Origin of the sequence: Mycobacterium sp. PS03-16 (assembly GCF_004570325.1) — a bacterium.
In the GTDB taxonomy this organism is placed as follows: Bacteria; Actinomycetota; Actinomycetes; order Mycobacteriales; family Mycobacteriaceae; genus Mycobacterium.
In genome coordinates this window covers 269,130-293,727 of the sequence record NZ_SPQO01000003.1, presented here as the reverse complement: position 1 = coordinate 293,727, position 24,598 = coordinate 269,130, and the positions used below count along the sequence as shown (strand labels likewise).

At 70.8% G+C, this 24,598-nt stretch carries 25 protein-coding genes; 5 read left to right on the top strand and 20 right to left on the bottom strand.

From position 1 onward, the window contains the following. Nucleotides 1-31: 31 nt before the first annotated feature. The 6 genes from lgt to E4P42_RS04435 all read right to left on the bottom strand — a co-directional run bounded on the left by lgt (nt 32) and on the right by E4P42_RS04435 (nt 7,729). Nucleotides 32-2,671 (bottom strand): prolipoprotein diacylglyceryl transferase, encoded by a 2,640-nt coding sequence (lgt, locus tag E4P42_RS04460; RefSeq protein ID WP_135123397.1) that lies wholly within the window; start codon nt 2,669-2,671, stop codon nt 32-34. Further along, the gene (trpA, locus tag E4P42_RS04455; RefSeq protein WP_135123394.1) at nt 2,668-3,456 is read right to left on the bottom strand and encodes a tryptophan synthase subunit alpha; all 789 of its coding nucleotides are present in this window, start codon (nt 3,454-3,456) and stop codon (nt 2,668-2,670) included. The genes lgt and trpA overlap by 4 nt, the downstream gene beginning before the upstream one ends. Continuing rightward, nucleotides 3,453-4,715 (bottom strand): tryptophan synthase subunit beta, encoded by a 1,263-nt coding sequence (gene trpB, locus E4P42_RS04450; RefSeq protein ID WP_135123392.1) that lies wholly within the window; start codon nt 4,713-4,715, stop codon nt 3,453-3,455. The genes trpA and trpB overlap by 4 nt, the downstream gene beginning before the upstream one ends. Nucleotide 4,716: 1 nt before the next feature. Beyond that, on the bottom strand, nt 4,717-5,535 hold the full coding sequence (gene trpC, locus E4P42_RS04445; protein WP_135123390.1) for an indole-3-glycerol phosphate synthase TrpC: 819 nt from the start codon (nt 5,533-5,535) through the stop codon (nt 4,717-4,719). A gap of 83 nt (nt 5,536-5,618) precedes the next feature. Further along, a complete protein-coding gene (locus E4P42_RS04440; RefSeq protein WP_135123388.1) occupies nt 5,619-6,215 on the bottom strand; it encodes a TIGR02234 family membrane protein in 597 nt (198 codons plus the stop codon). Beyond that, nucleotides 6,212-7,729, bottom strand: coding sequence for an anthranilate synthase component I (locus tag E4P42_RS04435; RefSeq protein WP_135123465.1), 1,518 nt, complete (start codon nt 7,727-7,729; stop codon nt 6,212-6,214). The genes E4P42_RS04440 and E4P42_RS04435 overlap by 4 nt, the downstream gene beginning before the upstream one ends. A 98-nt stretch (nt 7,730-7,827) precedes the next feature. Between E4P42_RS04435 and E4P42_RS04430 the strand changes: the two genes are divergently transcribed. Continuing rightward, nucleotides 7,828-8,292: a peroxiredoxin gene (locus E4P42_RS04430; RefSeq protein ID WP_167759358.1), complete on the top strand. Its 465-nt coding sequence runs from the start codon at nt 7,828-7,830 to the stop codon at nt 8,290-8,292. Here E4P42_RS04430 and hisI read toward each other — a convergent pair. Genes hisI through hisD form a run of 8 tightly spaced genes read right to left on the bottom strand, consistent with a single transcriptional unit; the run spans nt 8,289 to nt 14,701 of the window. Continuing rightward, on the bottom strand, nt 8,289-8,636 hold the full coding sequence (gene hisI, locus E4P42_RS04425; RefSeq protein WP_135123384.1) for a phosphoribosyl-AMP cyclohydrolase: 348 nt from the start codon (nt 8,634-8,636) through the stop codon (nt 8,289-8,291). The genes E4P42_RS04430 and hisI overlap by 4 nt on opposite strands. Continuing rightward, nucleotides 8,633-9,421, bottom strand: a complete 789-nt coding sequence (gene hisF / locus E4P42_RS04420; protein ID WP_135123382.1) for an imidazole glycerol phosphate synthase subunit HisF — start codon at nt 9,419-9,421, stop codon at nt 8,633-8,635. Before hisF ends, hisI begins: the two co-directional genes overlap by 4 nt. A gap of 1 nt (nt 9,422) precedes the next feature. Further along, a complete protein-coding gene (locus E4P42_RS04415; RefSeq protein WP_135123380.1) occupies nt 9,423-10,238 on the bottom strand; it encodes an inositol monophosphatase in 816 nt (271 codons plus the stop codon). Between the two features lie 7 nt (nt 10,239-10,245). Next, nucleotides 10,246-11,004: a bifunctional 1-(5-phosphoribosyl)-5-((5-phosphoribosylamino)methylideneamino)imidazole-4-carboxamide isomerase/phosphoribosylanthranilate isomerase PriA gene (priA, locus tag E4P42_RS04410; protein WP_135123378.1), complete on the bottom strand. Its 759-nt coding sequence runs from the start codon at nt 11,002-11,004 to the stop codon at nt 10,246-10,248. Nucleotides 11,005-11,014: 10 nt separating this feature from the next. Beyond that, the gene (hisH, locus tag E4P42_RS04405) at nt 11,015-11,632 is read right to left on the bottom strand and encodes an imidazole glycerol phosphate synthase subunit HisH (RefSeq protein WP_135123376.1); all 618 of its coding nucleotides are present in this window, start codon (nt 11,630-11,632) and stop codon (nt 11,015-11,017) included. After that, nucleotides 11,629-12,255, bottom strand: a complete 627-nt coding sequence (gene hisB / locus E4P42_RS04400; protein ID WP_135123374.1) for an imidazoleglycerol-phosphate dehydratase HisB — start codon at nt 12,253-12,255, stop codon at nt 11,629-11,631. The genes hisH and hisB overlap by 4 nt, the downstream gene beginning before the upstream one ends. Then, on the bottom strand, nt 12,252-13,382 hold the full coding sequence (locus E4P42_RS04395) for a histidinol-phosphate transaminase (RefSeq protein WP_135123372.1): 1,131 nt from the start codon (nt 13,380-13,382) through the stop codon (nt 12,252-12,254). Before E4P42_RS04395 ends, hisB begins: the two co-directional genes overlap by 4 nt. After that, nucleotides 13,379-14,701 (bottom strand): histidinol dehydrogenase, encoded by a 1,323-nt coding sequence (gene hisD, locus E4P42_RS04390; protein ID WP_209305691.1) that lies wholly within the window; start codon nt 14,699-14,701, stop codon nt 13,379-13,381. The genes E4P42_RS04395 and hisD overlap by 4 nt, the downstream gene beginning before the upstream one ends. 65 nt (nt 14,702-14,766) lie before the next feature. Between hisD and E4P42_RS04385 the strand changes: the two genes are divergently transcribed. Then, nucleotides 14,767-15,150: a nitroreductase family deazaflavin-dependent oxidoreductase gene (locus E4P42_RS04385; protein WP_135123368.1), complete on the top strand. Its 384-nt coding sequence runs from the start codon at nt 14,767-14,769 to the stop codon at nt 15,148-15,150. A gap of 635 nt (nt 15,151-15,785) precedes the next feature. Next, on the top strand, nt 15,786-17,099 hold the full coding sequence (locus tag E4P42_RS27560; protein WP_209305687.1) for a PE family protein: 1,314 nt from the start codon (nt 15,786-15,788) through the stop codon (nt 17,097-17,099). A gap of 61 nt (nt 17,100-17,160) precedes the next feature. Here the strand turns inward: E4P42_RS27560 and nadC are convergent, their stop codons facing one another. The 3 genes from nadC to nadA are packed head-to-tail and all read right to left on the bottom strand — an operon-like array spanning nt 17,161 to nt 20,611. Further along, complete coding sequence (gene nadC, locus E4P42_RS04375; RefSeq protein ID WP_135123463.1) at nt 17,161-18,018, bottom strand: carboxylating nicotinate-nucleotide diphosphorylase; 858 nt, start codon at nt 18,016-18,018, stop codon at nt 17,161-17,163. After that, the gene (locus tag E4P42_RS04370; RefSeq protein WP_135123366.1) at nt 18,018-19,601 is read right to left on the bottom strand and encodes an L-aspartate oxidase; all 1,584 of its coding nucleotides are present in this window, start codon (nt 19,599-19,601) and stop codon (nt 18,018-18,020) included. Before E4P42_RS04370 ends, nadC begins: the two co-directional genes overlap by 1 nt. After that, nucleotides 19,598-20,611, bottom strand: a complete 1,014-nt coding sequence (gene nadA / locus E4P42_RS04365; RefSeq protein WP_135123364.1) for a quinolinate synthase NadA — start codon at nt 20,609-20,611, stop codon at nt 19,598-19,600. The genes E4P42_RS04370 and nadA overlap by 4 nt, the downstream gene beginning before the upstream one ends. Before the next feature lie 47 nt (nt 20,612-20,658). On the opposite strand from nadA, the gene E4P42_RS04360 reads away from it, so the two are divergent. Together E4P42_RS04360 and E4P42_RS04355 are read left to right on the top strand one after the other, a co-directional pair. Further along, a complete protein-coding gene (locus E4P42_RS04360; RefSeq protein ID WP_135123362.1) occupies nt 20,659-21,351 on the top strand; it encodes an NUDIX domain-containing protein in 693 nt (230 codons plus the stop codon). A 42-nt stretch (nt 21,352-21,393) separates the two neighbouring features. Next, on the top strand, nt 21,394-22,746 hold the full coding sequence (locus E4P42_RS04355; RefSeq protein WP_135123360.1) for a lipase family protein: 1,353 nt from the start codon (nt 21,394-21,396) through the stop codon (nt 22,744-22,746). Here the strand turns inward: E4P42_RS04355 and E4P42_RS04350 are convergent. Genes E4P42_RS04350 through bioB form a run of 3 tightly spaced genes read right to left on the bottom strand, consistent with a single transcriptional unit; the run spans nt 22,682 to nt 24,553 of the window. Beyond that, the gene (locus tag E4P42_RS04350) at nt 22,682-23,323 is read right to left on the bottom strand and encodes a DUF2567 domain-containing protein (protein WP_245233879.1); all 642 of its coding nucleotides are present in this window, start codon (nt 23,321-23,323) and stop codon (nt 22,682-22,684) included. The genes E4P42_RS04355 and E4P42_RS04350 overlap by 65 nt on opposite strands. After that, nucleotides 23,320-23,547, bottom strand: a complete 228-nt coding sequence (locus E4P42_RS04345) for a hypothetical protein (protein ID WP_135123356.1) — start codon at nt 23,545-23,547, stop codon at nt 23,320-23,322. The genes E4P42_RS04350 and E4P42_RS04345 overlap by 4 nt, the downstream gene beginning before the upstream one ends. A gap of 10 nt (nt 23,548-23,557) precedes the next feature. Then, a complete protein-coding gene (gene bioB / locus E4P42_RS04340) occupies nt 23,558-24,553 on the bottom strand; it encodes a biotin synthase BioB (protein ID WP_135123354.1) in 996 nt (331 codons plus the stop codon). Nucleotides 24,554-24,598 lie beyond the last annotated feature (45 nt).

The window sequence follows — 24,598 nt, the reverse complement described above, 5'->3', positions numbered from 1 at the left end:
TAAACCCAGGTCAGGGGCCGAAAGGAGGCGGTCAGCGGCGGCGTTGGCGCCAGCGGCTACGGAGTTGGTTGATGGCCGACGGGATGCGCGGACGGGGGGTGGTCGGTGTCGGTGCTGGCGTCGCAGAAGCTCCTGTGGCTTCCGCACCAGGTGCGGACTCCGCCGCTTCGCCCAGCGTGGCGTCGTCAGTGACCACTTCGGGCTCGCCGTCATCGGTCGTCGGCGTCTCACCATCCGTAGTGGTCTCGAGCGCCTGCATTTCGGCGGCCGGGACCTCGCCGGTGAGGTTCTCGGTGTCTGTGGTCGCGTCGGCATCGACTGTGGAATCCTCGGCAGTCGCCGCACCGGCGACCGCTTCAGCCTCCGCGTCCTGCTCTACGAGGGCCTCATGGGCCTCGGCGGCAGACTCTTCCGCCGCCACCGCCTCATCACCCTCGACCGCACCCGCAGTCGTCAAGGGCTGGGCTTCGTCACCCTCGGCATCAACCTCAGCCTCGTCCTCGCTCACCTCAGCGGCGACCGCCTCATCACCCTCGACCGCACCCGCAGTCGTCAGCGGTGCGCCATCATCGACCGAGTCGCGCTCGACGTCGTCAGCGACCCCACCGTCGTCGGCAGAAGCCAGCGCCTTTTCCTCAGCGGCCGCAACATCGCCGGCCAACTCCTCGGCATCCGCCGACTCTTCGGCGCTCGACACGGGCTCGTCGGTCACTGCAGCGGCGACCGCTTCAGCCTCTGCGGCCTGCTCCACGAGGGCCTCATGCGCCTCGACAGCAAACTCCCCCGCCGCCACCGCCTCATCACCCTCGACCGCACCCGCAGTCGTCAGCGGTGCGCCATCATCGACCGAGTCGCGCTCGACGTCGTCAGCGACCCCACCGTCGTCGGCAGGAGCCAGCGCCTCTTCCTCAGCGGCCGCAACATCGCCGGCCAACTCCTCGGCATCCGCCGACTCTTCGGCGCTCGACACGGGCTCGTCGGTCGCTGCAGCGGCGACCGCCTCAGCCTCCGCGGCCTGCTCCACCACGGCCTCATGCGCCTCGACAGCAGACTCCCCCGCCGCCACCGCCTCATCACCCTCGACCGCACCCGCAGTCGTCAACGGCTCAGCGTCATCGACCGAGTCTTGCTCGACGTCGTCAGCGACCCCACCGTCGTCGGCAGGAGCCAGCGCCTCTTCCTCAGCGGCCGCGACATCGCCGGCCAACTCCTCGGCATCCGCCGACTCTTCGGCGCTCGACACGGGCTCGTCGGTCGCTGCAGCGGCGACCGCCTCAGCCTCCGCCGCCTGCTCAACCACGGCCTCATGCGCCTCGACAGCAGACTCCTCCGCCACCACCGCATCGTCACCCTCGACCGCACCAGCAGTCGTCAACGGCTCAGCATCGGCCTCATCACCAGCAGCCGCGAACTCCTCAGCCTCCGCAATGTCCTCCGACGACGCCGACTCCACCTCATCGGCCAACGCCTCCGCCTCAGCGACAGCCTCCGGCTCAGCCGGGGCCTCAGCATCAGCCTCGGCTTCGGCTTCGGCTTCGGCTTCAGCCGCGTCACCGGCAGCCGCAAACTCCTCAGCCTCGGCGATCTCCTCCGACGACGCCGACTCCACCTCATCGGCCAACGCCTCCGCCTCAGCAACGGCCTCAGGCTCAGCTTCAGGCTCAGAAGACCTGTCGCCGACGGCTTTCGCGTCCTCGTCCTCGGCCTCGCCGGCGACCTTCGCCGCCGCGACGACCCCGGTGGTGGCCGCGGCGCCGGCCGCCAAGTTCTTGACCAGGTCCTCGGCCTCTGACGGCTCATCGGAAGCGGGGGCATTACCGCGCAGCGTCGACGGCTCCTCCCGCCCCCGCGGCGCAGCCATGATGTAGACGACGGCGCCGATGAAGACGAACATCGATGTGAACGAGTTGATCCGGATCCCGGCGAGGTGCGTGGCCATATCGCTGCGCATCAACTCGATCCAGAACCGACCCAGGCAGTACCCCGCCACGTACAGCGCGAACAGCCGGCCGTGCCCCAGCTTGAAGCGTCGGTCGGCCCAGATGAGCACCGCGAAAACCAGCAGGTTCCACAGCAACTCGTACAGGAACGTGGGGTGGACGACCTCGACGACACGACCGGTGGACACGCCGGTCAGATCGTTGGGCCTGCCGCTGGCATCGACCCGCTCGTAGATCTCCAGACCCCACGGCAGCGTGGTCGGGCGGCCGTACAGCTCCTGGTTGAAGTAGTTTCCGAGCCGGCCGATGGCCTGGGCCAGGATGATTCCCGGCGCGATGGCATCGCCGAACGCCGGCAGCGGGATGTCCCGGCGCCGGCAGGCGATCCAGGCGCCGACACCACCGAACGCCACCGCGCCCCAGATGCCGAGGCCGCCCTCCCAGATCCGGAAGGCGGCGATCAGGCCGGCGCCGTCCGCGCCGAAGTAGGTCTGCCAATCCGTGAGGACGTGATAAATGCGGCCACCGATCAGACCGAACGGCACCGCCCACAGCGCGATGTCGTAGATGACCCCGCGCTCACCGCCGTGCGCCTCCCAGCGCCGGTCACCGAGAACCAGAGCGACGACGATGCCGGCGATGATGAACAGTGCGTACGCGCGCAACGGGAAGGGCCCGAGTTCCCACACACCTTGCGGCGGGCTGGGAATGTAGGCCAGCGTCGTCGTCACGCAGTCACCCTCTGCCGCACCCCGTCGGCCAGTTCCTCGGTCAGCGCCCGCACCGCGGGCAGTCCGTCGGTGAGCGCCGACACCAGCGCCGACCCGACGATGACGCCGTCGGCGTACGCACCGATCTCCGCAGCCTGCGCGCGCGACCGCACACCGAGGCCGACGCCGACCGGGATGTCGGACACCTCTTTGACCCGGGCGACCAGTTCGGGCGCCGCCGTGGACACCGCGTCACGGGCACCGGTGACACCCATCGTGGATGCGGCGTAGACGAAGCCGCGCGACGCCTCGACCGTCTTGGCCAGGCGCTCCGGCGTCGACGACGGCGCGACCAGGAAGATGCGGTCGAGGTCGTGCTCCTCGGAGGCCGCCATCCACTCGTCGGCCTCCTCGGGAATCAGATCCGGGGTGATCAGCCCGAGACCGCCCGCGGCGGCCAGATCCCGCGCGAACGCGTCGATTCCCCGGCGCATCACCGGGTTCCAGTAGGTCATCACCACCGCGCGACCGCCGGTGTTGCTGATCGCCTCGACCGCCGCGAAGGTGTCGCGCACGCGCACCCCGCCCGCCAGCGCTGCCTCGGTGGCCGCCGCGATGGTCGGTCCGTCCATCCCGGGATCGGAGTAGGGAACGCCGACTTCGATGAGATCGCAACCGGATTCGACCAACGCCGTCATCGCCGAGATGGACGTCGCGACGTCGGGGTATCCGGTCGGCAGATATCCGATCAGCGCCGCACGCTGTTCCGCGCGGCATGTCTCGAACAGGCCACCCAACCGACTCATGAACCGCCTTTGTCCAGTAGGCCGAACCACTTCGCCGCGGTCTCGACGTCCTTGTCGCCGCGTCCGGACAGATTGACCAGGATGATCGCTCCGGCACCGAGTTCGACGCCCAGCTTCAGCGCACCCGCCACCGCGTGCGCGGACTCGATGGCCGGGATGATGCCCTCGGTGCGGCAGAGCAACGAGAAGGCGTCCATGGCCTCGGTGTCGGTGATCGGGCGGTATTCGGCCCGGCCGATATCCTTGAGCAGAGCATGCTCCGGCCCGACGCCCGGGTAGTCCAGACCGGCCGAGATCGAATGGCTCTCGACGGTCTGGCCGTCCTCGTCCTGCAGCAGGTAGGAGAACGACCCCTGGAACGCACCGGGCGAACCGCCCGTGAATGTAGCGGCGTGCCTGCCGGTTTCGACGCCGTCACCGGCGGCCTCGTAGCCGACCAACCGCACACCGGGGTCGTCGATGAACGCGTGGAAGATGCCGATCGCGTTGGAACCGCCGCCGACACACGCGGTGACGGCGTCCGGCAGCCGGCCGGCCTGGGCCTGCACCTGGGCCCGCGCCTCCAGCCCGATGATCCGCTGGAAATCGCGCACCATCAACGGGAACGGATGCGGCCCGGCGGCCGTGCCGAAGCAGTAGTAGGTCTCGTCGGCGTTGGTGACCCAGTCGCGGAACGCCTCGTTGATGGCGTCCTTGAGCGTCTTGGATCCCGCCTCCACCGAGACCACCTCGGCGCCGAGCAGGCGCATGCGGGCCACGTTGAGCGCCTGGCGCGCGGTGTCGACGGCGCCCATGTAGATCACGCAGTCCAGGCCCAGCAGCGCGCAGGCGGTGGCGGTGGCGACACCGTGCTGTCCCGCACCGGTTTCGGCGATGACGCGGGTCTTGCCCATCTGACGGGCCAACAGCGCCTGTCCGAGCACGTTGTTGATCTTGTGCGAGCCGGTGTGGTTGAGGTCTTCACGCTTGAGGAAGACCCGGGCACCGCCGGCGTGCTCGCTGAGCCGGGTGGCCTCGTACACCGGCGAGGGCCGGCCGCTGTAATGCCGCTGCAGCCGGTCGAGCTCGTCGAGGAAGGTCTGATCGCCGCGGGCCTTCTCGTACGCCGAGGTGACCTCTTCGATGACGGCCATCAGCGCTTCGGGCACCAGGCGGCCGCCGTAGACGCCGAAATGGCCGCGGGCATCGGGGTCGTGGCTGGTGGGTTCCGCGACGGCCGCACTGGAGCGCGGCAGGTCCGGCCCGGCGAGGTCGGCCACGCTACCGGGAGGGTTTCGGGCAGGAGGGGTGGGTGCCTGCGGTGACCAGATCGGCCACGGCGCTGCGCGGGTCGCGGCTGGTGACCAGCCCTTCTCCGACGAGCACGGCGTCGGCGCCCGCACCGGCGTAGGCCAGCAGGTCAGCGGTGCCGCGCACGCCGGACTCCGCCACCCGGATCACGTTGGAGGGCAACCCCGGCGCGATCCGCGCGAAGCAGTCCCGGTCGACCTCGAGCGTCTTGAGGTTGCGGGCGTTCACACCGATCACAGCCGCACCGGCCTGCAGGGCCCGGTCGGCCTCCTCTTCGGTGTGCACCTCGACCAACGCCGTCATCCCCAGCGACTCCGTGCGCTCGAGCAACGATTCCAGCGCGGGCTGTTCGAGGGCGGCCACGATCAGCAGCAGCAGGTCGGCGCCGTGCGCACGAGCCTCGTGGATCTGGTACGGGCGGACGATGAAGTCCTTGCGCAGGACCGGGATCGACACTGCGGCACGCACCGCGTCGAGGTCGTCGAGCGATCCGTTGAATCGGCGCTGCTCGGTGAGCACGCTGATCACCCGGGCGCCACCGTCCTGGTAGGCCTTCGCCAGCTCAGCCGGATCGCCGATCGAGGCGAGCTCCCCGCGCGACGGGCTGGCCCGCTTCACCTCGGCGATCACGCCGATGCCCGGTTCCCGCAGCGCGGCCATCACGTCCAGCGGCGGTTTGGCCTTCTTGGCCAGCTCCTTGATCTCGGCGAGGCTCACCACGGCCTCACGGGCGGCAACGTCGGCGCGGACTCCTTCGATGATGGAGTCGAGGACGGTCGCCGAACTCATAACCCGTCGATTCCCCTCTGTCCGTCGCCGGCGCCTGCCGGATGGTTCTCCTGGAAGGGTAGTCGCAGCCGCACCATCGACTGTCACCGCCCCTGTGTGTCGGGATTGGTCGGATCGCGCCCCTCGTCGAGGGCGTCCCACAGCATCCGTTCGGACATCGGCTCCCCCTCGCTGTCCTGCTGCGCCGCCGCCTCGCGGCGCGCGGCGGGTGTCGCGTACCGGCCCGCCGGCACGGCACCCCGCCGGACCGAGCGCATCAGCAGCACCGCACCGGCCAGGGCGCAGGCGGCGGCCACCAGCGTGACGACGGCGCCGGCGTAGTGACGCTGGGTGCCGGTCAGGTCGGCGACGGCCACCTCGGCCAGGTCGGCCGCGCGCGGGGCGACGTCGGCCACCGCCCACAGCGTGATCGCGAGGTAGGCCATGCCGGCGCTGGCCAGCGCGACGAGGACCGCCAGGATCCGCAGCGGCCAGCCACGCACGGCCAGGACCGCCACCGCCGCGGCCAGCACCAGCAGCGCAAGCGGGATCAGCGCCGTCGACCACTGCGCGCCGGTCAGCGTGGACGTCTTCGGCTGCCCCAGCCCGTCGAACGAGGCGACGTCGATCCACGTCAGCCGGGAGGCCACCCAGAGGGCCAGCGCGGCGAGGACCAGCAGCAGCTGCGCGATGCGGGTCACGGTTCGGTCAGCGTTTCCGCGGCCGCGATCGCGTTGAGAACCGCGCGCGCCTTGTTCGCCGCCTCGGTGTACTCGTAAGGCCCGTTCGAGTCGGCGACCACGCCGCCGCCGGCCTGCACGTAGGCGGTGCCGTCGCGCATCAGCGCGGTGCGGATGGCGATCGCGAAGTCGGCGTTGCCGGCGAAGTCCAGATAACCCAGCACGCCGCCGTAGAGGCCGCGTCGGGTCAGCTCCACCTCCTCGATCAGCTCCATCGCCCGCACCTTCGGCGCGCCCGACAGGGTGCCCGCGGGGAAGCAGGCGGTCACCGCGTCCAGCGCGGTGCGGCCTGCAGCCAGCCGTCCCGAGACCGTGGAGACCAGGTGCATGACGTGGCTGTAGCGCTCGATGTGGCTGTAGTCCTCGACCCGGACGGTGCCCGGTTCACACACCCGGCCGAGATCGTTGCGGCCGAGGTCGACCAGCATCAGGTGCTCGGCGCGCTCCTTCTCGTCGGCCAGCAGCTCCTTTTCGAGCAGCAGATCGTCCTCCTCGGTGGCGCCGCGCCAGCGGGTGCCCGCGATCGGGTGGGTCTGCGCACGGCCGTCCTTGACCGTCACCAGCGCCTCGGGGCTCGACCCGACGATCGAGAAGTCCAGCTCACCGTTCTGATCGGGCACGTTGAGCAGGTACATGTACGGGCTGGGGTTGGTCACCCTCAGCATCCGGTAGACGTCGAGTGGATCGGCGCCGGTCGTCATCTCGAAGCGCTGACTCGGCACCACCTGGAACGCCTCGCCGGCCTCGATGTCGCCGACGAGCTTGTCCACGATCGCCGTGTACTCCTCGACCGTGCGCTGAGCGCGGTGGGTGGGCTCGGGACGGGCGAACGTGGCCACCGCCGACGGCAGCGGCTGACCGAGCGCCTCGGTCATCACCTCGAGGCGCGCGACGGCGTCGTCATAGGCCTCGTCGACCCGCTCGTCGGTGCCGTTCCAGTTCACCGCATTGGCGATCAGCGTGATCGTGCCCTCGTGGTGGTCGACGGCGGCGACGTCGGTGGCCAGCAGCAGCAGCATGTCCGGCAGCCCGAGGTCGTCGACGGCGAGCGACGGGAGCCGCTCGAGCCGGCGGACCAGGTCGTAGGCGAAGAACCCCACCAGGCCGCTGGACAGCGGCGGCAGACCGGGCAGCGCGGCGGTCTCCAGCAGGTCGAGGGTGGCGCGCAGCGCCTGCAGCGGATCCCCGCCGTTCGGCGCGTCCTGCGGGGTGACGCCCAGCCACACCGCTTCGCCGTCCCGCACCGTCAGCGCCGACGGGGCGCCGGCGCCGATGAACGACCAGCGCGACCACGACCGGCCGTTCTCGGCGGATTCCAGCAGGAAGGTCCCGGGCCGGTTGGCGGCCAGCTTGCGGTACGCCGACAGCGGCGTCTCGCTGTCGGCGAGCACCTTGCGGGTCACCGGCACCACGCGGTGTTCGGCGGCCAGCGCCCGGAAGTCCTCGCGCGACGTGGTGGTCGCGAGCGTGGGCAGCAGGCCGGAGTCGGCGGTCGTGTGCACGGGCCGATTCTCCCAGACCGGTGCCCTCCGATGGGCACGCAGGAGGCGTAGCGTCAACGCCCATGACACCTATCAAGCAGGGTGACCGGGTCGACGATTTCGAGCTGCCCGACCAGACGGGCACGCCGCGCAGCCTGACCGCACTGCTGGCCGACGGCCCGGTGGTGCTGTTCTTCTACCCGGCGGCGATGACACCCGGGTGCACCAAGGAGGCCTGCCACTTCCGTGACCTCGCCGCCGAATTCGCCACCTTGGGGGCGTCGCCGGTCGGGATCAGCACCGACGCCGTCGACAAGCAGGCCCGCTTCGCCGACACCCAGCGGTTCGACTACCCGCTGCTGTCGGACACCGACGGCGCGGTCGCGGCCCGGTTCGGGGTGAAACGGGGCCTGCTCGGCAAGCTGATGCCGGTCAAGCGCACCACGTTCGTGATCGACACCGACCGCACGGTGCTCGAGGTGATCGCCAGCGAGCTCAACATGGAAGCGCACGCCGACAAGGCGCTGGCGGTGCTGCGGCAGCGGCAGTCGGCCTAGGTCTCCGGGGCCAGCAGCAGGTCGGCATCGAAGCAGGTGTGCGTGCCGGTGTGACAGGCCGCGCCGGTCTGATCCACCTCCAGCAGCACAGTGTCACCGTCGCAGTCCAGGCGGACCGAGTGCACGTACTGGGTGTGTCCGGACGTGTCGCCCTTCACCCAGTGCTCGCCGCGCGACCGCGACCAGTAGGTGGCGCGGCGCGTGCGCAGTGTGCGCTCGAGCGCGATGTCGTCCATCCACGCCACCATCAGCACCTGGCCGGTGCCGCGCTCCTGCGCGACGGCGGCGAACAGCCCGTCGGCGTCGCGTTTGAGCCGCGAGGCGATCGCGGGATCGAGGCTCATGAGCGCACCGTTATCCCGTCCGCGGCCATCGCAGCCTTCACCTCGCCGATCGTCAGCTGCTTGAAGTGGAACACGCTGGCCGCCAGCACCGCATCGGCGCCGGCCTCCACCGCGGGCGCGAAATGCTCCACCGCGCCGGCGCCGCCACTGGCGATCACCGGCACGGTCACCGCCCCGCGCACCGCCCGCAGCATCGGCAGGTCGAAACCCGCCTTGGTGCCGTCGAAGTCCATCGAGTTGAGCAGGATCTCCCCCACACCCAGTTCGGCGCCCCGGGCGGCCCACTCGACGGCATCGATGCCGGTGCCGCGGCGTCCGCCGTGGGTGGTGACCTCCCATCCCGACGGAGTGGGAGGCTCGCCCTCGGGCACGGTGCGGGCGTCGACGGACAGCACGATGCACTGCGAACCGAAGCGGTGGGCCAATTCGGCGAGCAATTCCGGGCGGGCGATCGCGGCGGTGTTCACCGACACCTTGTCGGCGCCGGCGCGCAGCAGCGCGTCGACGTCGGCGATCGAGCGCACACCCCCGCCGACGGTGAGCGGGATGAAGACCTGCTCGGCGGTGCGGCGCACCACGTCGAGCATGGTGGCGCGGCCCGACGACGACGCGGTGACGTCGAGGAACGTCAGCTCGTCGGCACCCTCGGCGTCGTAGACAGCCGCCAGCTCGACCGGATCGCCTGCGTCTCTGAGGTTTTCGAAGTTGACGCCCTTGACCACCCGGCCGGCATCGACGTCGAGGCACGGGATGATGCGGACGGCGAGTTCGTGGTGTGAACCCATGTCAGTACTCCTCCGGGGCGCCGACCGACCGGACGATGTCCAGGAGTTCGGCGTGTACGCGCGGCGCGCCGGCGAGCACCGATTTCGACTGCGGTGTCCACGGTGTGCCGGCCAGATCTGTGACGACACCTCCGGCGGCGCGGATCAGCGCGACTCCGGCGGCGTGGTCCCAGATGTGGTGGCCGAAGCTGATGGCGCCGCCGAGGATTCCGGCCGCGGTGTAGGCGAGGTCCACCCCGGTCGCGCCGTGCATCCGCATCCGGCTGCAGTGCCGGCTCAGGTTGGCCAGCAGCGCCGCCCGCCAGCGGCCGGGGAAGCGTCCGCGCGAGTCGATGTTGAAGGTGCCGGTCCCGACGACGCAATCCGACAGCGCCCCCGGGTCGAGGTCCGGCTGCGCAACACCGTTGGTGTACAGGCCATTTCCGACCACGGCGGTGTACCGCTGGTCCGTGAACGGTAGCCAGGTCAGCCCGGCGACCGGTTCTCCGTCGCGCAGCAGGCCCAGCAGGATCGCCGCGGTGGGCAACCCGGCGGCGTAGTTGAAGGTGCCGTCGATCGGGTCGAGCACCCACACCAGCGGTGAGTCGATGTCGGCACCGCCGTACTCCTCGCCGTGCACGCCGATTCCGGTCTTCGACTCGAGCGCCTCGGTGACCTGACGTTCGATCGTCAGGTCGACCTCGGTGGCGAAGTCGTTGCCCTTCTTCTGCACCGCCGAATCGGCGCCGTGACCGTTGACGAAATCACCGGCCGCCGCGTCGAGGATTGCGGCCGCCTCGACCACCAACCCGTCGAGGTCGGTCACGTCGAATGCCATGGAGCGACTACCCGGCCACCGCAGCCAGGGCGTCTGGCAGCGTGAATCGTCCTGCGTAAAGCGCCTTTCCGACGATCGCACCCTCCACTCCACGGCCGGTGAGGCTGCCGATCGCGCGCAGGTCGTCGAGACTCGACACACCGCCGGAGGCGATCACCGGCGCGTCGGTGCGGTCGGCGACGCTGCCGAGCAGGTCGAGGTTGGGTCCGGTGAGCGTGCCGTCCTTGGTGACGTCGGTGACGACGTACCGCGAACAACCCTCGCGGTCGAGTCGGTCGAGCACCTCCCACAGGTCGCCGCCGTCGGTCTCCCACCCGCGGCCGCGCAGGCGGTACCCGCCCGCGCGATCATCGGGGTCGATCTTCACGTCCAGGCCGACGGCCACCTTGTCCCCGTGTTCGGCCACCACCTTCGCGCACCACTGCGGATTCTCCAGCGCGGCAGTGCCGATGTTGACCCGGGCGCAGCCGGTGGCCAGCGCGGCGTCCAGCGATTCGTCGTCACGGATGCCGCCGGACAGTTCGACCGCGACGTCGAGCCTGCGCACCACGTCGGCGAGCAGGTCGCGGTTGGAGCCACGGCCGAACGCGGCATCGAGGTCGACGAGGTGGATCCACTCCGCCCCGTCGCGTTGCCAGCCCAGCGCGGCGTCGAGCGCCGATCCGTACTCGGTCTCGCTGCCGGCCTTGCCCTGGACCAGGCGCACGGCCCGGCCCTCGACGACATCGACGGCGGGCAGGAGGACGAGCGGCCGCTTCTCAGACACGTCGCTCAACCTAGAGCCCCTCAACCCAGTTGGCCAAAAGCGTGGCGCCCGCATCACCGCTCTTCTCGGGGTGGAACTGCGTCGCCGACAACGGACCGTGCTCGACGGCGGCCAGGAACGGCACGTGGTGGGTCGCCCAGGTGAGCAGCGCGTCGGGCGCGCCCTCCCACTGCTGGGCGGCATACGAATGCACGAAGTAGAACCGGGTGTCGGCGTCGAGGCCGCGGAACAGCGTGGTCCCCGCGGGCGCGTCGACGACGTTCCAGCCCATGTGCGGGATCACCGGGGCGTCCAGGCGGACCACCGCGCCGGGCCACTGACCGCATCCCGCAGTCTCGACGCCGAATTCGACACCGCGAGTGAACAAGATCTGCATGCCCACGCACACGCCGAGCACCGGCCGCTTTGCGGCGACCCGCTCGGAGATGATCTTGTCACCGCCGATCTCGCGCAGCCCGGCCATGCAGGCTTCGTACGCACCGACGCCGGGCACCACGAGGCCGTCGGCGTTGAGCGCGGCGTCGGCGTCGGCGGTCACCGTGACCTCGGCGCCGACCCGTTCCACGGCGCGCTGCGCCGAGCGGAGGTTGCCCGAGCCGTAGTCGAGGATGACGACGTTGCGGCTCACAGCGTCCCCTTCGTCGACGGCACACCGGTGACCCGCGGATCGAGCTCGACGGCCTGACGCAGGGCACGGGCGACGGCCTTGTACTGCGCCTCGGTGATGTGGTGCGGGTCGCGGCCGTACAGCGTGCGCACGTGCAGGGCGATGCGGGCGTTGAAGGCCAGCGATTCGAACACGTGCCGGTTGATCACGGTGTGGTACGGCGCGCTCGAGCCGGCGATCGTGAATTCGACCATGAACTCCGGTTCCCCGGTGTGCACGAAGTAGGGACGCCCCGAGACGTCCACGGCAGCGTGCGCCAGCGTCTCGTCCATCGGGATGAACGCATCCCCGAAGCGGCGGATGCCCTTCTTGTCGCCCAGCGCCTCGCCGAGGGCCTGGCCGAGCACGATCGCGGTGTCCTCGACGGTGTGGTGCCCCTCGATCTCGACGTCGCCGGTGGCGTGGACGGTGAGGTCGAAGCTGGCGTGGCTGCCCAGCGAGGTGAGCATGTGGTCGAAGAACGGCACACCCGTGGCGATGTCGACGACACCGGTGCCGTCGAGGTCGAGCTCGACCACGATGTCGGATTCCTTGGTCTTGCGTTCGACGCGGGCGCGCCGCGTCCCGGTCAGCATGTCGGTCATGACGCTCCTAGGGTCTGGAGTTCGGTTTCGGCGAGCCGGGCGGAGGCGGCCAGCAGCGCATCGTTCTCATCGGCGAGGCCGGTGGTGGCCCGCAGGTACCCCGGGATGCCGACGTCGCGGATGAGCACGCCCTGGTCGAGATAACGCTGCCAGCTGGCGGGCGCATCGGCGAACTCGCCGAACAGGACGAAGTTGGCGTCGCTCGGGATGACGCGGAATCCGAGGTGGCTCAGCGTGTTCGACACGCGTTCGCGTTCGGCGACCAGGGTCGCCACGCTGGCCAGTGTGTCGTCGGCGTGGCGCAGCGCCGCGCGCGCTGCGGCCTGGGTGACCGAGGACAGGTGATAGGGCAACCGAACCAGCAGCATCGCGTCGATCACCGCGGGTGCGGCCACCAGGTAGCCCAGCCGGCCACCGGCGAACGCGAACGCCTTGCTCATGGTGCGGCTGACCACCAGCCGGGTCGGATACTCGTCGATCAGCGCGACCCCGCTGGGTTGCGAGGAGAACTCGCCGTAGGCCTCGTCGAGGATCAGGATGCCCGAGCCCATCGCATCCAACAGCCGTCTCAGGTCGTCGAGCGGAACGCTCTGGCCCGACGGGTTGTTCGGGCTGGTGACGAACACGATGTCGGGCCGGCGGTCGGTGATGGCGGCCACCGCCGCGTCGACGTCGAGACCGAAGTCAACCGCGCGGGTGGCCTGCAGCCAGTCGGTGCGGGTGCCGTCGGCGATGATCGGGTGCATCGAATACGACGGCACGAACCCGATCGCGCTGCGCCCCGGACCGCCGAAGGCCTGCAGCAACTGCTGCAGCACTTCGTTGGACCCGTTTGCCGCCCACACGTTTCCGACACCCACCTCGACGCCGGTCTGCAGGTTGAGGTAGTCGGCGAGGTCGCTGCGCAACGCCACCGCGTCCCGGTCGGGGTAGCGGTGCAGTTCGGCGGCGATCTCCCCCACCGACCGGGTCACGTCCTCGACGAGCGCGGCGCTCGGCGGGTGCGGGTTCTCATTGGTGTTCAACCGCACCGGCACCTGCAGTTGCGGCGCACCGTAGGGCGACTTGCCGCGCAGATCCTCGCGCAGCGGCAGGTCGGCCAGCGTGATCTGGTCCCCCACGCTCACGATTCGAACCTCCGGCGCACCGCTTCACCGTGCGCGGGCAGATTCTCCGCCTGCGCCAGGGTGATGACGTGGCCGGACACGTCTTTGAGTGCGGCCTCGGTGTAATCGACGACGTGGATGCCGCGCAGGAACGTCTGCACCGACAGACCGCTCGAGTGCCGTGCGCAGCCGGCGGTCGGCAGGACGTGGTTGGAACCCGCGCAGTAGTCGCCCAGGCTGACCGGCGAGTACGGACCGACGAAAATCGCGCCGGCCGAACGGATCCGGCCCGCCACGACGGCGGCGTCGGCGGTCTGGATCTCCAGGTGTTCGGCCGCGTAGGCGTTGACGACGCGAATGCCGGCGTCGACGTCGTCGACCAGGACGATCGCCGACTGCTGCCCGGTCAGTGCGGCGGTGACGCGCTCGCGGTGCACGGTGGTCTCGAGTTGGGTCAGCAGTTCGCGATCGGTGGCGTCGGCCAGGTCGGCGCTGGTGGTGACCAGGACACTCGCGGCCATCTCGTCGTGCTCGGCCTGGCTGATCAGATCCGCGGCGACGTGCGCCGGATCGGCGGTGTGGTCGGCCAGCACGGCGATCTCGGTGGGACCGGCCTCGGCGTCGATCCCGACCTGCGACCGGCAGATCCGCTTGGCTGCGGTCACGTAGATGTTGCCGGGCCCGGTGATCATGTCGACGGGTGCGAGTTCGGCGCCGGCTGCGTCTCCGACGTCAGTACCGCCGAAGGCGAGCAGCGCGACGGCCTGCGCACCGCCCACGGCCCACACCTCTTCGACGCCGAGCAGTTGGGCGGCGGCGAGGATGGTGGGGTGCGGCAGGCCACCGTGCTGCGCCTGTGGCGGGCTGGCGATCACCAGCGAGTCGACGCCGGCGGTCTGCGCCGGCACCACGTTCATCACCACGCTCGACGGGTAGACCGCGTTGCCGCCCGGGACGTAGAGCCCGACCCGCTCGACCGGCACCCAGCGCTCGGTCACGGTCGCGCCCGGCGCGAGCGTCGTGGTGGTGTCGGTGCGGCGCTGATCGGCGTGGACGGCCCGGGCTCGCTCGATGGCCACCTCGAGGGCGGCGCGCACGTCCGCATCGAGGTCGGCCAGCGCGGAGCGCAGCCGCTCGGCCGGGACGCGAACGGCGGCGGGCCGGACACCGTCGAAGGACTCGCCGTACTCGAGCGCGGCCTCGGCGCCCCGCTCGGCGACCGCGTCGACGATGGGGCGGACCCTGGGCACCACCGCGTCCACGTCGACCCCGCCGCGGGGCAGCGCCGAGCGCAGGCGAGCCGTGGACAGCGTCTTGCCCCGCAAGTCGATGCGAGCCATCGTCACCGGCGATACATTCACGCTGTCCATTGTCCCAGAGCAGGCCAAATCGGATTGGAGCCGTCATGTCGGAGTTGCCGACGATGTTCCCGAAGTGGCTCGACCGGATCCAGATCAAGTATTTCAACCCCGTGATCCGGCCGCTGGCCGGCAAGATGCCCGGCGTCGCGCTGTTCAAACACACTGGTAGACGCTCCGGCCGGCGCTTCGAGACCCCGGTGACGGCGTACCGCCGAGACGGCGAGCTGGCGATCGTGATGGGCCATGGGATGACCGACTGGGCCAGGAACGCATTGGCCGCCGGCGAGGCCGACGTGGTGATGTCCGGTGACGAAGTGCACATCGTGCGCCCGCGCATCGTTCCCAACGGTCGCGGGGTCGCCGCGCTGCCCGCCTACGCGAAGCGCCAGGCGCGCAACATCGCGGTCTTCGTCGCCGACATCGCCTAGCACCCGCCTCCGCGGACTCAGCGGAACGCAATTCCGGCGTTTCCGACGTCAATATTGCCGTCTGCACATAAGCCGGAATATGGGAATGTCAGCAAACTCTACGGTGCGGCTCGACCAACGCCATGAGCAACCGGCCCCCGCCGCATGGACCGCCATCACACCGACTTTGCGGGCGCGTCGGCATTCGCACCGGCATTGCGACCGTCGGATCGAATTACTTCCCCAGGCGAAGCAAGGATGTGCCGACTCGCGGAAGACGCAGTCCGCCCGAACAGGTCCGGACCGAATGCCTCGAGGCAAATCAACCAGCCCGTTCCACGGTCGGCCATAAGCCGAAATTCTCAACGTCTTTGCCTGCAATCGTATGAGGAATCTTGGGTTCCTGTTATGTTCTTCTCAGGTCGCGCGAACGGCTGCGGCAAACTGATAGGGCGATTTCAAGATCAGGGGGTTGAGTCGACCACCGCGACCGGGAATTCGCGGTGTCAGGGGGCAGTCGGCCGACTATTCACCGGTGACGCGTGTGCCCACAACAGGTCAGGTTCATCGGCGCAACGTTGCGACGCAACGACGCGCATGCGACATCAGGAGATCAATCAATGAGTTCTGCAACCACCCGAGGTAGGCACCGCGCCGTGACCCCAGCGAAGGGCACTGCGCTGCGGCGTGCCGCCGGCGGCGCGATGGTCGGCGCCGCGATGACGGTCGGCTTCACCGGCCTGGCGTCCGCGACTGCCTCGGCCGCGCCGGCCCCCTGCCTGCCTCCCGACGCGGAATGCCTGTCCGCTGCACTGCTCCTGCCGGACGGCGACAATGCCTTTGAGATCGGCGGCGCGGCCGTGTTCGCGTTCGACCCGACGATCCTGCTCGACAACCCGTTCTTCGCCAATCCGCTGACCTACGCGTTCACCGGCGGCCTGGTCGGCAGCGGCTACCTGCCGGGGATGGACGGCGGCCTGCTGATCGGCAACGGCGCGGCCGGCCTGGCCGGTCAGGACGGCGGTAACGGCGGCCTGCTGTTCGGCAGCGGCGGCAACGGCGGCCCGGGTCTCGACGACCCGCTCGGTCTCCTCGACCTGGAGGCCGGTGACGGCGGCAACGCCGGGCTGATCGGAAGCGGCGGTGATGGCGGTCTGGGTGTCGTCGGCAACGGCGGCAACGGCGGCAACGGCGGCGCGTTCTACGGCAGCGGCGGTAACGGGGGCGACGCCCTTCTCCTCGGCGACAACGGGGGCGCCGGCGGCAGTGCCGGCGGCTGGGGCAACGGCGGTGCGGGCGGCGACGCCGTGGACGGCAATGGCGGTGCCGGCGGTAACGGCGGCCTGCTGGGCGGCTACGGCGGCGACGGCGGCGACTCCTTGACCGGCAACGGCGGCGACGGCGGCGACGCCGGCCTCGGCTTCGGCAACGGCGGCGACGGCGGCGATTCGGTGACCGGTGGCGACGGCGGCGCCGGCGGCAACGGTGCCGGCTTCGTTGGGGACGGTGGCGACGGTGGCGACGGCGGTGCCGGCGGTGAAGGCCTGATCGGCGACGGTGGTACCGGTGGCGACGCCGGCAACGCCGGCTTCTTCGGCAGCGGCGGCCAGGGTGGCGACGGCGGCGCCTCCGGCACGCTCGGTGGCGATGGTGGTGACGCCGGCGACGGCGGCGACGCGACAGTCGGCAATGCCGGCGACGGCGGCGAGGGCGGCGACGGCGGGGGTCTGCTCGGCCTGCTCGAAGGCGACGGCGGCGACGGCGGCGACGGCGGTGACACCGGTTTGGCCGGCAACGGCGGCGACGGCGGTGACGGCGGTGACGACGGCCTGCTCGGCGGCGAGGAAGGCGAGGGCGGCTTCGGCGGTTCCGGCGGCATCATCGGCAGCGACGGCCAGGACGGAAGCCCGGCTCCCACGCCGGACACCGACAGCGATACCAGCGACTCGGGTACCGACACCGACGTCTGATCGGCACGAATGAGACGGGCGCCGGCGCATTCTGCGCCGGCGCCCGTTCTCGTGTGGATGTCTAGGTGTCGAGGCCGATGTCGAGGACTCGCACCGAGTGGGTGAGCGCACCGATCGCCAGGAAGTCGACGCCCGTGCCGGCGTAGTCGGCCGCCGAGTCCAGCGACAGGCCGCCGGAGGACTCCAGTTTCGTTGTCGGCGAGACGGAGTCGCGACGCTGCACGGCGATCTGGGTCTGCCACACCGGGAAGTTGTCCAGCAGGATCAGCTCCACCCCCTCGGCCAGCACCTCGTCGAGTTGCTCGAGCGAGTCCACCTCGACCTCGCAGGGCAGATCGGGCGCCGCGGCGCGCACCGCGCGCAGCGCGGCGACCACCGAACCGGCGGCGGCGACGTGGTTGTCCTTGATCAGCGCGGCGTCGCCGAGTCCCATGCGGTGGTTCTGGCCGCCACCCACGCGGACCGCGTACTTCTGCAGCACCCGAAGCCCGGGCAGCGTCTTGCGGGTGTCGCGGATGCGCGCATTCGTCCCGGCCACCGCGTCCACCCACGCCGCGGTGGTGGTCGCGATACCCGACAGGTGCGACACCAGGTTGAGCATGGTGCGCTCGGCGGTGAGCAGACCGCGCGTCGGCGCCTCGACGGTCAGCAGCGCACCGCCCGGGTGCAACCGGGCGCCGTCCTCGACCCGGTGCACCACGCGGTAGTTCCCGGCGCCCAGCACCTCGTCGAGCACCAGCAGCGCGAGGTCGATCCCGGCCGCCACCCCCGGTTCCCGGGTGCACATCGAGGCGGTGGTCCTCGCGTCGGCGGACACTGTGGCCGCCGACGTGACGTCCGGGCCGTAACGCAGGTCCTCGTCGAGCGCGCGCGCGACCACCGCACGCGCCTCGGCCATCTCCACCTGGGACAGTTGCATCAGCAGCATGCCTCGGCCCTCACCTTCACTGTCATGTGTCCGTTGCCGTCCAGGGTGACGGCGGTGCCGGCGGCCTGCGCCGGGTCGGTCTCCGGATGGTCGCCGCGGTGATGACATCCTCGCGACTCGGTGCGCTGCCTCGCGGCCGCGGCCACCGCGCGGGCAGTCAACGTCAGCGCGGCGTCCTCGATGTCGGCGCGCCGGCGCAGCGGCCGCACGGTCGCGGCGTCGAGCGCGTCGGTGAGCCGGCGCAGTCCGGCGCCGTCGCGCACGACCGACGCATCGCGGCTCATCGCCGCCTGGAGCAGCCCCCGCTCGAGCATGTCGGTCCCGACCCGCATCGGCGCCTCGGCCCGGGTGGCGCCACGCACCGCGCCGTGCTCGGCCGCTGCGCGGCCGGCCCGTTCGCCGACGACGAGTCCCTCGAGCAGGCTGTTGGAGGCCAGCCGGTTGGCCCCGTGCATCCCGGTGCGCGCCACCTCTCCCGCGGCGAAGAGCCCGGGCACTTCGGTCCGGCCGGTGACGTCGGTGAGGACGCCGCCGCAGCTGTAGTGCGCGCCCGGTACCACCGGGATCAGCTGCCGGGCGGGGTCGATCCCGGCCCGCGCGCAGGCCGCGGTGACGGTCGGGAACCGCTCGGCGAAGCCGGCGAGATGGCGGGCATCGAGGTAGACGCATGGGTCGCCGGTGGTGCGCAGGCGGTCGTCGATGGCCGCGGCGACCACATCGCGCGGCGCCAGGTCACCCATCGGATGGACGCCCTCGGTCACCGAGTCGCCCCGGGCGTCGACCAGCCGCGCCCCCTCCCCGCGCACCGCCTCGGAGATCAGCGGACGGCGGCCGCCGCCCCGCCCGTCGAACAGCATCGTCGGATGGAACTGCACGAACTCCAGGTCCCCGACAAGCACACCGGCCTGCAGTGCCAGCGCAATGCCGTCGCCGGTGGCGCCTTCCGGATTGGTCGTGGCGGCGAACAGGTGGCCGAGGCCGCCGGTCGCGAGGATGACCGACGGGGCGTGGATGACGCCGAACCCGTCGTCGGCGTGCACGAGCACACCGGTGACCGCCGCAGCGTCGCGCAGCACCCGCACCACGGTGTGGTTCTGCCGAATGTCGAGGCGCTGCGCGGCCCGGTCCAGCGCGCGCTGCACCTCGGCGCCGGTGGCGTCGCCGCCGGCGTGCACGACGCGGCGGCGGCGGTGGCCGCCTTCACGGGTCACCGCCCATCGCCCGGGCGTGGCCTCGTCGAACCGGGCGCCGCGGGCCGCCAGATCGCAGATCGCGCGATGACCGTCGGCGACGATCGAGCGCACCGCGTCGGCGTCGCAGAGCCCGCCGCCGGCGGCCAGCGTGTCGGCGACATGCGCGTCGATCGAGTCCTCGGTGCCGGGCAGCACCACCGCGATCCCGCCCTGCGCGTACGACGTCGCGGTGCCCGGGCCCTTGTCGAGCACCATGACCCGGCGGCCGGTGCGGGCCGCCGCCAGGGCGGCGGCCAGGCCCGCGACGCCGGTGCCGACCACGACGACGTCGGCGCGCTGCTGCCATTCGCGGGTGGCGCCGCACCCGCGCGTGCGGATCATTCCCCGCCGCCGGGTTGCCCGATCGCGATCATCCGCTCCACGCTGCGCCGCGCCGCCCGTGCGGTCTCCGGGGCGACGTCGACCTCGTCGGTCCCGTCGGTCAGACTGCGTAGCAGCGCCCCCGGGGTGATCATCTTCATGTACCGGCACGACGCCCGGTCGTTGACCGCCCGGAAGTCGATGTCCGGTGCGGCGCGGCGTAATTGGTGCAGCATGCCGACCTCGGTGGCGACCAGCACCTGCCGCGCGCGGCTCTCTCGGGCCGCGTCGAGCATGCCGCCGGTCGACAGGATCTTCACCCGGTCCTCGGGGAAGGCGCCCTCGCCGGCGAGGTAGAGCGCCGAGGTGGCGCAACCGCATTCGGGGTGGACGAACAGTTCGGCGTCGGGGTGCGCGCGAGCCTGGTCGGCGAGTTCATCGCCGTTGATCCCGGCGTGGACGTGGCACTCCCCGGCCCAGATGTGCAGGTTCCGCCGTCCGGTCACCCGGCGGACGTGGGCGCCGAGGAACTGGTCCGGGCAGAACAGCACCTCACGGTCGGCGGGGATCGACGCCACCACCTCGACCGCGTTGGACGACGTGCAGCAGATGTCGGTCAGCGCCTTCACCGCGGCCGTGGTGTTGACATAGGACACCACCACCGCATCGGGATGTTCGGACTTCCACTCCCGCAGGTCGTCGGCGGTGATCGAATCCGCCAGCGAGCAGCCGGCCCGCTGATCGGGGATCAGCACGGTCTTGTCCGGCGACAGAATCTTGGCGGTCTCGGCCATGAAGTGCACACCGCAGAACACGATGGTGTCCTCCGGCGCCTCGGCGGCGATGCGGGACAGGGCCAGCGAGTCGCCGACGTGGTCGGCGACGTCCTGGATCGCCGGGAGCTGGTAGTTGTGTGCCAGCACCGTGGCGCCACGCTGGCGGGCCAGGCGGCGGATCTCGGCTGCCCACTCGGGCGTCGGGGCGACATCGTCGGTGGATTCCGCCTGGAACGTCTCGTTCAACAGCGTCACGGCCGGCTCCTCGATCGGATCAGGGTTTTCGACTTACAATCGAAAACATGGCTCATCCTAACACCGCCCACGAGGTGCTCGCCGTCGTGTTCCAGGTACGCGGCGTCGACACCCGCCGACCCGCGCTTCACGTGCTGTTATGGCAGCGGGCCCGGCAGCCGGAACGTGACAGATGGTCGCTGCCCGGCGGGCGCATCGGGCCCGACGAGGATCTGACGACCTCGGTGCGCCGTCAGCTCGCCGAGAAGGTCGACGTCCAGCAACTGGCCCACCTCGAGCAATTGGCGGTGTTCTCCGACCCGGCCCGGGTGCCCGGTCCGCGCACCATCGCCTCGACGTTCCTGGGCCTGGTGCCCTCCCCCGCCACCCCGGCGCTGCCGGCGGACACCCGCTGGCACCCGGTGGCCGAACTGCCCGAGATGGCGTTCGACCACCGTCCGATGGTCGAACACGCCTGCACCCGGCTGGTGGCGAAACTCTCCTACACCAACATCGGATTCGCCTTGGCTCCTGAGGAGTTCGCCCTGTCGACACTGCGGGACATCTACGGCGCGGCGCTCGGATACCAGGTCGATGCGACCAATCTGCAGCGTGTCCTCGAACGCCGGAAGGTGATCACCCGGACCGGCTCGACCGCCCGATCGGGCCGCAGCGGCGGCCGTCCGCCCGCGCTGTACCGGTTCACCGAATCGCGCTACCGCGTCACCGACGAGTTCGCCGCGCTGCGCCCGCCCGGGTGAGTCGATTGGATTCTTAAAGACGTCTTAAGTAACAATGGCCGGATGGACTCTGGCAACGTGGCGCGGCAAAGCGGCGCCGAGTGGATCGGCCAGCCCCGTCACGAAGACGTTGCCCGCGGCACCCGCCCCCTGGTGCCCGCCAAGGATCCCTTCTACGAACCGCCACCGGGTTTCCAGCACGCCCACCCCGGGACGGTGCTGCGCTCGCGCGACGTCGAACTGGCGTTCCTGGGCCTGGTCCCCCAGCAGTTCACCGCGACCCAGCTGCTCTACCGCACCACCGACTTCGCCGGGAACCCGGCGGCCACGGTCACCACCGTGGTGGCGCCCACCGAACGCGACCCCAAGCGACCCTGCCCCATCGTGTCGTACCAGTGTGCGATCGACGCGGTCGCCGGCCGCTGTTTCCCGTCGTACGCCCTGCGGCGCGGCGCGAAGGCCGTCGGCGCGCTGGCGCAGCTGGAATTCCTGCTGATCTCGGCCGCGCTGGCCGAGGGCTGGGCGGTGTCCGTGCCCGACCACGAGGGTCCCCGCGGCATCTGGGGCGCCCCCTACGAGCCCGGTTACCACGTGCTCGACGGCGTCCGCGCGGCGCTGAACAGCGACCGGCTCGGCCTGTCGGATGCGGCGCCGGTGGGTCTGTGGGGTTACTCCGGCGGCGGGCTCGCCACCGCGTGGGCCGCCGAGATGTGCGGCGAGTACGCCCCGGAACTCAACCTGGTGGGCGCCGTGCTCGGCTCACCCGTCGCCGACCTCGGCAACGCGTTCCGCCGGCTCAACGGCAGCTTCTACTCCGGACTGCCCGCCATGGTGGTGGCCGCACTGTCACACACCTATCCGGATCTCGACCGGGTGATCCAGCAGCACGCCACCGACACCGGCAAGGCGATGCTGCTGCGGATCGAGAAGATGACCACCGCCCACGCCGTGCTGCGCTGGATCGGCATGGACATGGGCAAGCTCATCGACCGGCCGCTGGAGGAGCTGCTGCAGACGCCCGAGGTGCAGCACGTCTTCGACAGCATCAAGCTGGGCACCGCGGCGCCGCGCCCACCTGTGCTGATCGTGCAGGCGGTGCACGACCGCATCGTGTCGGTCGATGACATCGACGCGCTGACCGAGACGTACTCCGAGGGCGGGGCCCACGTCACCTACCACCGCGACGCGTTCAGCGAACACATGCTGCTGCATCCGATGTCGGCGCCGATGACGCTGCGCTGGCTGCGGGACCGGTTCGCCGGGCGGCCGCTGGCCGAACACCTGACCCGCACCAAGTGGCCGACGCTGCTCAACCCGTCGACCTACCGGGGCATGCTGCGCCTGGCCGTGATCAGTGCGAAGGTGATGACGGGCCAACGGGTAGAGCGTCGTCCGCTGTCGCAGTTCGACCAGTGAACTCCTGCGGCGGCCACGCGCCCAGATCGTCGCGGGCGCTGGACACCGCGCACAGCGCGTAGACCAGCGCAGCGATCCCGGCCGGGAACACGATCGACGCCGCGATCTGCAGCGGCGTGTGCCCGAAGAACACCGCGGGCGCCTCGGTGACGTAGTGCACGCGGCGCTCCTGGGTCACCGGCGCCGCGGCCACGTCGATGACGCCGTACCGCAGACGCGCCAGTGCCGCGCCGGCGCCGGCCGCCACCGCGACGGCCACCGCGCTGCCTGCGGCCAGCGCCGTGACCAGCAACGGGCCACGGTGCGCCCGCCATTGCCACACCCAGACCGCCGCCACGACCGCGATCACCGCGACCATGCCGATCAGCAGGAACGCCCCGGTGAAGAAGTGGTCGGCCTCACCGCCGAGGTAGGCGCGGACCCGATCACCCGTCCGCGTCAGCGCCACGACGCCGTGCACCGGCGGGGCCAGCACGGACCACAGCGCACCGACCAGCGCACCGGCGACGGCCAGCGCGACCACGGTGATGGTCGCCGCCCGCCGGCGGGACCGCCGCGGCCCGGGGTCGCCGTTCACCGGCGGGAGTCCAGGTCCGTGGAGTCCACCACGCCGTGGCGCGAGCACTTCGCCCACCAGCCGTCGGGACGCACCTGCACGATCATCCGCCGCCCGCATTCGGCGCAGAAGCGCGGCGGTTCGAGGCCCAACTGGGCCGCCGTCGGCACCGCGGACCCGGCCGGCGCGCCGGTGTAGACGTTGTAGACGCCGGCACCGACCGGCGCGGGCAGTTCGGTGGTCATCACGGAGGATCTACAGGCTGGCGTTGAGCGCCTTGATCGGCATCTGCAGATCGTCGAGCAGTTCCAGGTCCGCCTCGGCCGGCCGGCCCAGGGTGGTCAGGTAATTGCCGACGATGACGGCGTTGATGCCGCCGAGGATGCCCTTCTTGGCGCCGAGGTCGCCGAGCGTGATCTCGCGACCGCCGGCGAACCGCAGCATCGTGCGCGGCAGCGCCAGGCGGAACGCCGCCACGGCCTTGAGCGCCTCGGCTGCCGGCAGCACCTCGAGGTCACCGAACGGGGTGCCCGGGCGTGGGTTGAGGAAGTTCAGCGGCACCTCGTGCGGATCGAGCTCGGCGAGGTTGGCGGCGAACTCGGCGCGCTGCTCGAGGCTCTCCCCCATGCCGAGGATGCCGCCGCAGCACACCTCCATGCCGGCCTCGCGGACCATCCGCAGCGTCTCCCAGCGCTCCTCCCACGTGTGGGTGGTGACGACGTTGGTGAAGAACGACCGCGCGGTCTCCAGGTTGTGGTTGTAGCGGTGCACGCCCATGTCGGACAGTCGCTCGACCTGATCCTGGCTCAGCATGCCCAGTGAGCAGGCGATCTGGATGTCGACCTCGTTGCGGATGGCCTCGATGCCCGCGGCGACCTGCGACAGCAGCCGCTCATCGGGGCCGCGCACCGCGGCGACGATGCAGAACTCGGTGGCGCCGGTCTTGGCGGTCTGCTTGGCCGCCTCCACCAGGCTGGGGATGTCGAGCCAGGCGCTGCGCACCGGGGAGGCGAACAGCCCGGACTGCGAACAGAAGTGGCAGTCCTCGGGGCAGCCACCGGTCTTGAGGCTGATGATGCCCTCGACCTCCACATCGGGTCCGCACCAGGCCATACGCACCTCGTGGGCGAGCGCCAGCAGGTCGTCGAGGCGGTCGTCGGACAGCTGCAGGACCTGCAGCGTCTGCTCCTGGTCGAGACCTTCACCGCGCTCGAGCACCTGCTCACGCGCTACGGCCAGAATGTCGGTCACCCGTTAGCCCTCCTCCGGTACTTGAACACCGTTCAGGTTAGGGTA

Excerpts from the sequence above, each read along its gene's own strand:
- trpA (WP_135123394.1), bottom strand. The coding sequence starts at position 3,456 with ATGAGTCGGTTGGGTGGCCTGTTCGAGACATGCCGCGCGGAACAGCGT.
- trpC (WP_135123390.1), bottom strand. The coding sequence starts at position 5,535 with ATGAGTTCGGCGACCGTCCTCGACTCCATCATCGAAGGAGTCCGCGCC.
- hisI (WP_135123384.1), bottom strand. The coding sequence starts at position 8,636 with ATGAGCCTCGATCCCGCGATCGCCTCGCGGCTCAAACGCGACGCCGAC.
- hisF (WP_135123382.1), bottom strand. The coding sequence starts at position 9,421 with ATGGGTTCACACCACGAACTCGCCGTCCGCATCATCCCGTGCCTCGAC.
- E4P42_RS04415 (WP_135123380.1), bottom strand. The coding sequence starts at position 10,238 with ATGGCATTCGACGTGACCGACCTCGACGGGTTGGTGGTCGAGGCGGCC.
- hisB (WP_135123374.1), bottom strand. The coding sequence starts at position 12,255 with ATGACCGACATGCTGACCGGGACGCGGCGCGCCCGCGTCGAACGCAAG.
- hisD (WP_209305691.1), bottom strand. The coding sequence starts at position 14,701 with ATGGCTCGCATCGACTTGCGGGGCAAGACGCTGTCCACGGCTCGCCTG.
- E4P42_RS04385 (WP_135123368.1), top strand. The coding sequence starts at position 14,767 with ATGTCGGAGTTGCCGACGATGTTCCCGAAGTGGCTCGACCGGATCCAG.
- nadC (WP_135123463.1), bottom strand. The coding sequence starts at position 18,018 with ATGCAACTGTCCCAGGTGGAGATGGCCGAGGCGCGTGCGGTGGTCGCG.
- E4P42_RS04370 (WP_135123366.1), bottom strand. The coding sequence starts at position 19,601 with ATGATCCGCACGCGCGGGTGCGGCGCCACCCGCGAATGGCAGCAGCGC.
- E4P42_RS04360 (WP_135123362.1), top strand. The coding sequence starts at position 20,659 with ATGGCTCATCCTAACACCGCCCACGAGGTGCTCGCCGTCGTGTTCCAG.
- E4P42_RS04355 (WP_135123360.1), top strand. The coding sequence starts at position 21,394 with ATGGACTCTGGCAACGTGGCGCGGCAAAGCGGCGCCGAGTGGATCGGC.
- E4P42_RS04345 (WP_135123356.1), bottom strand. The coding sequence starts at position 23,547 with ATGACCACCGAACTGCCCGCGCCGGTCGGTGCCGGCGTCTACAACGTC.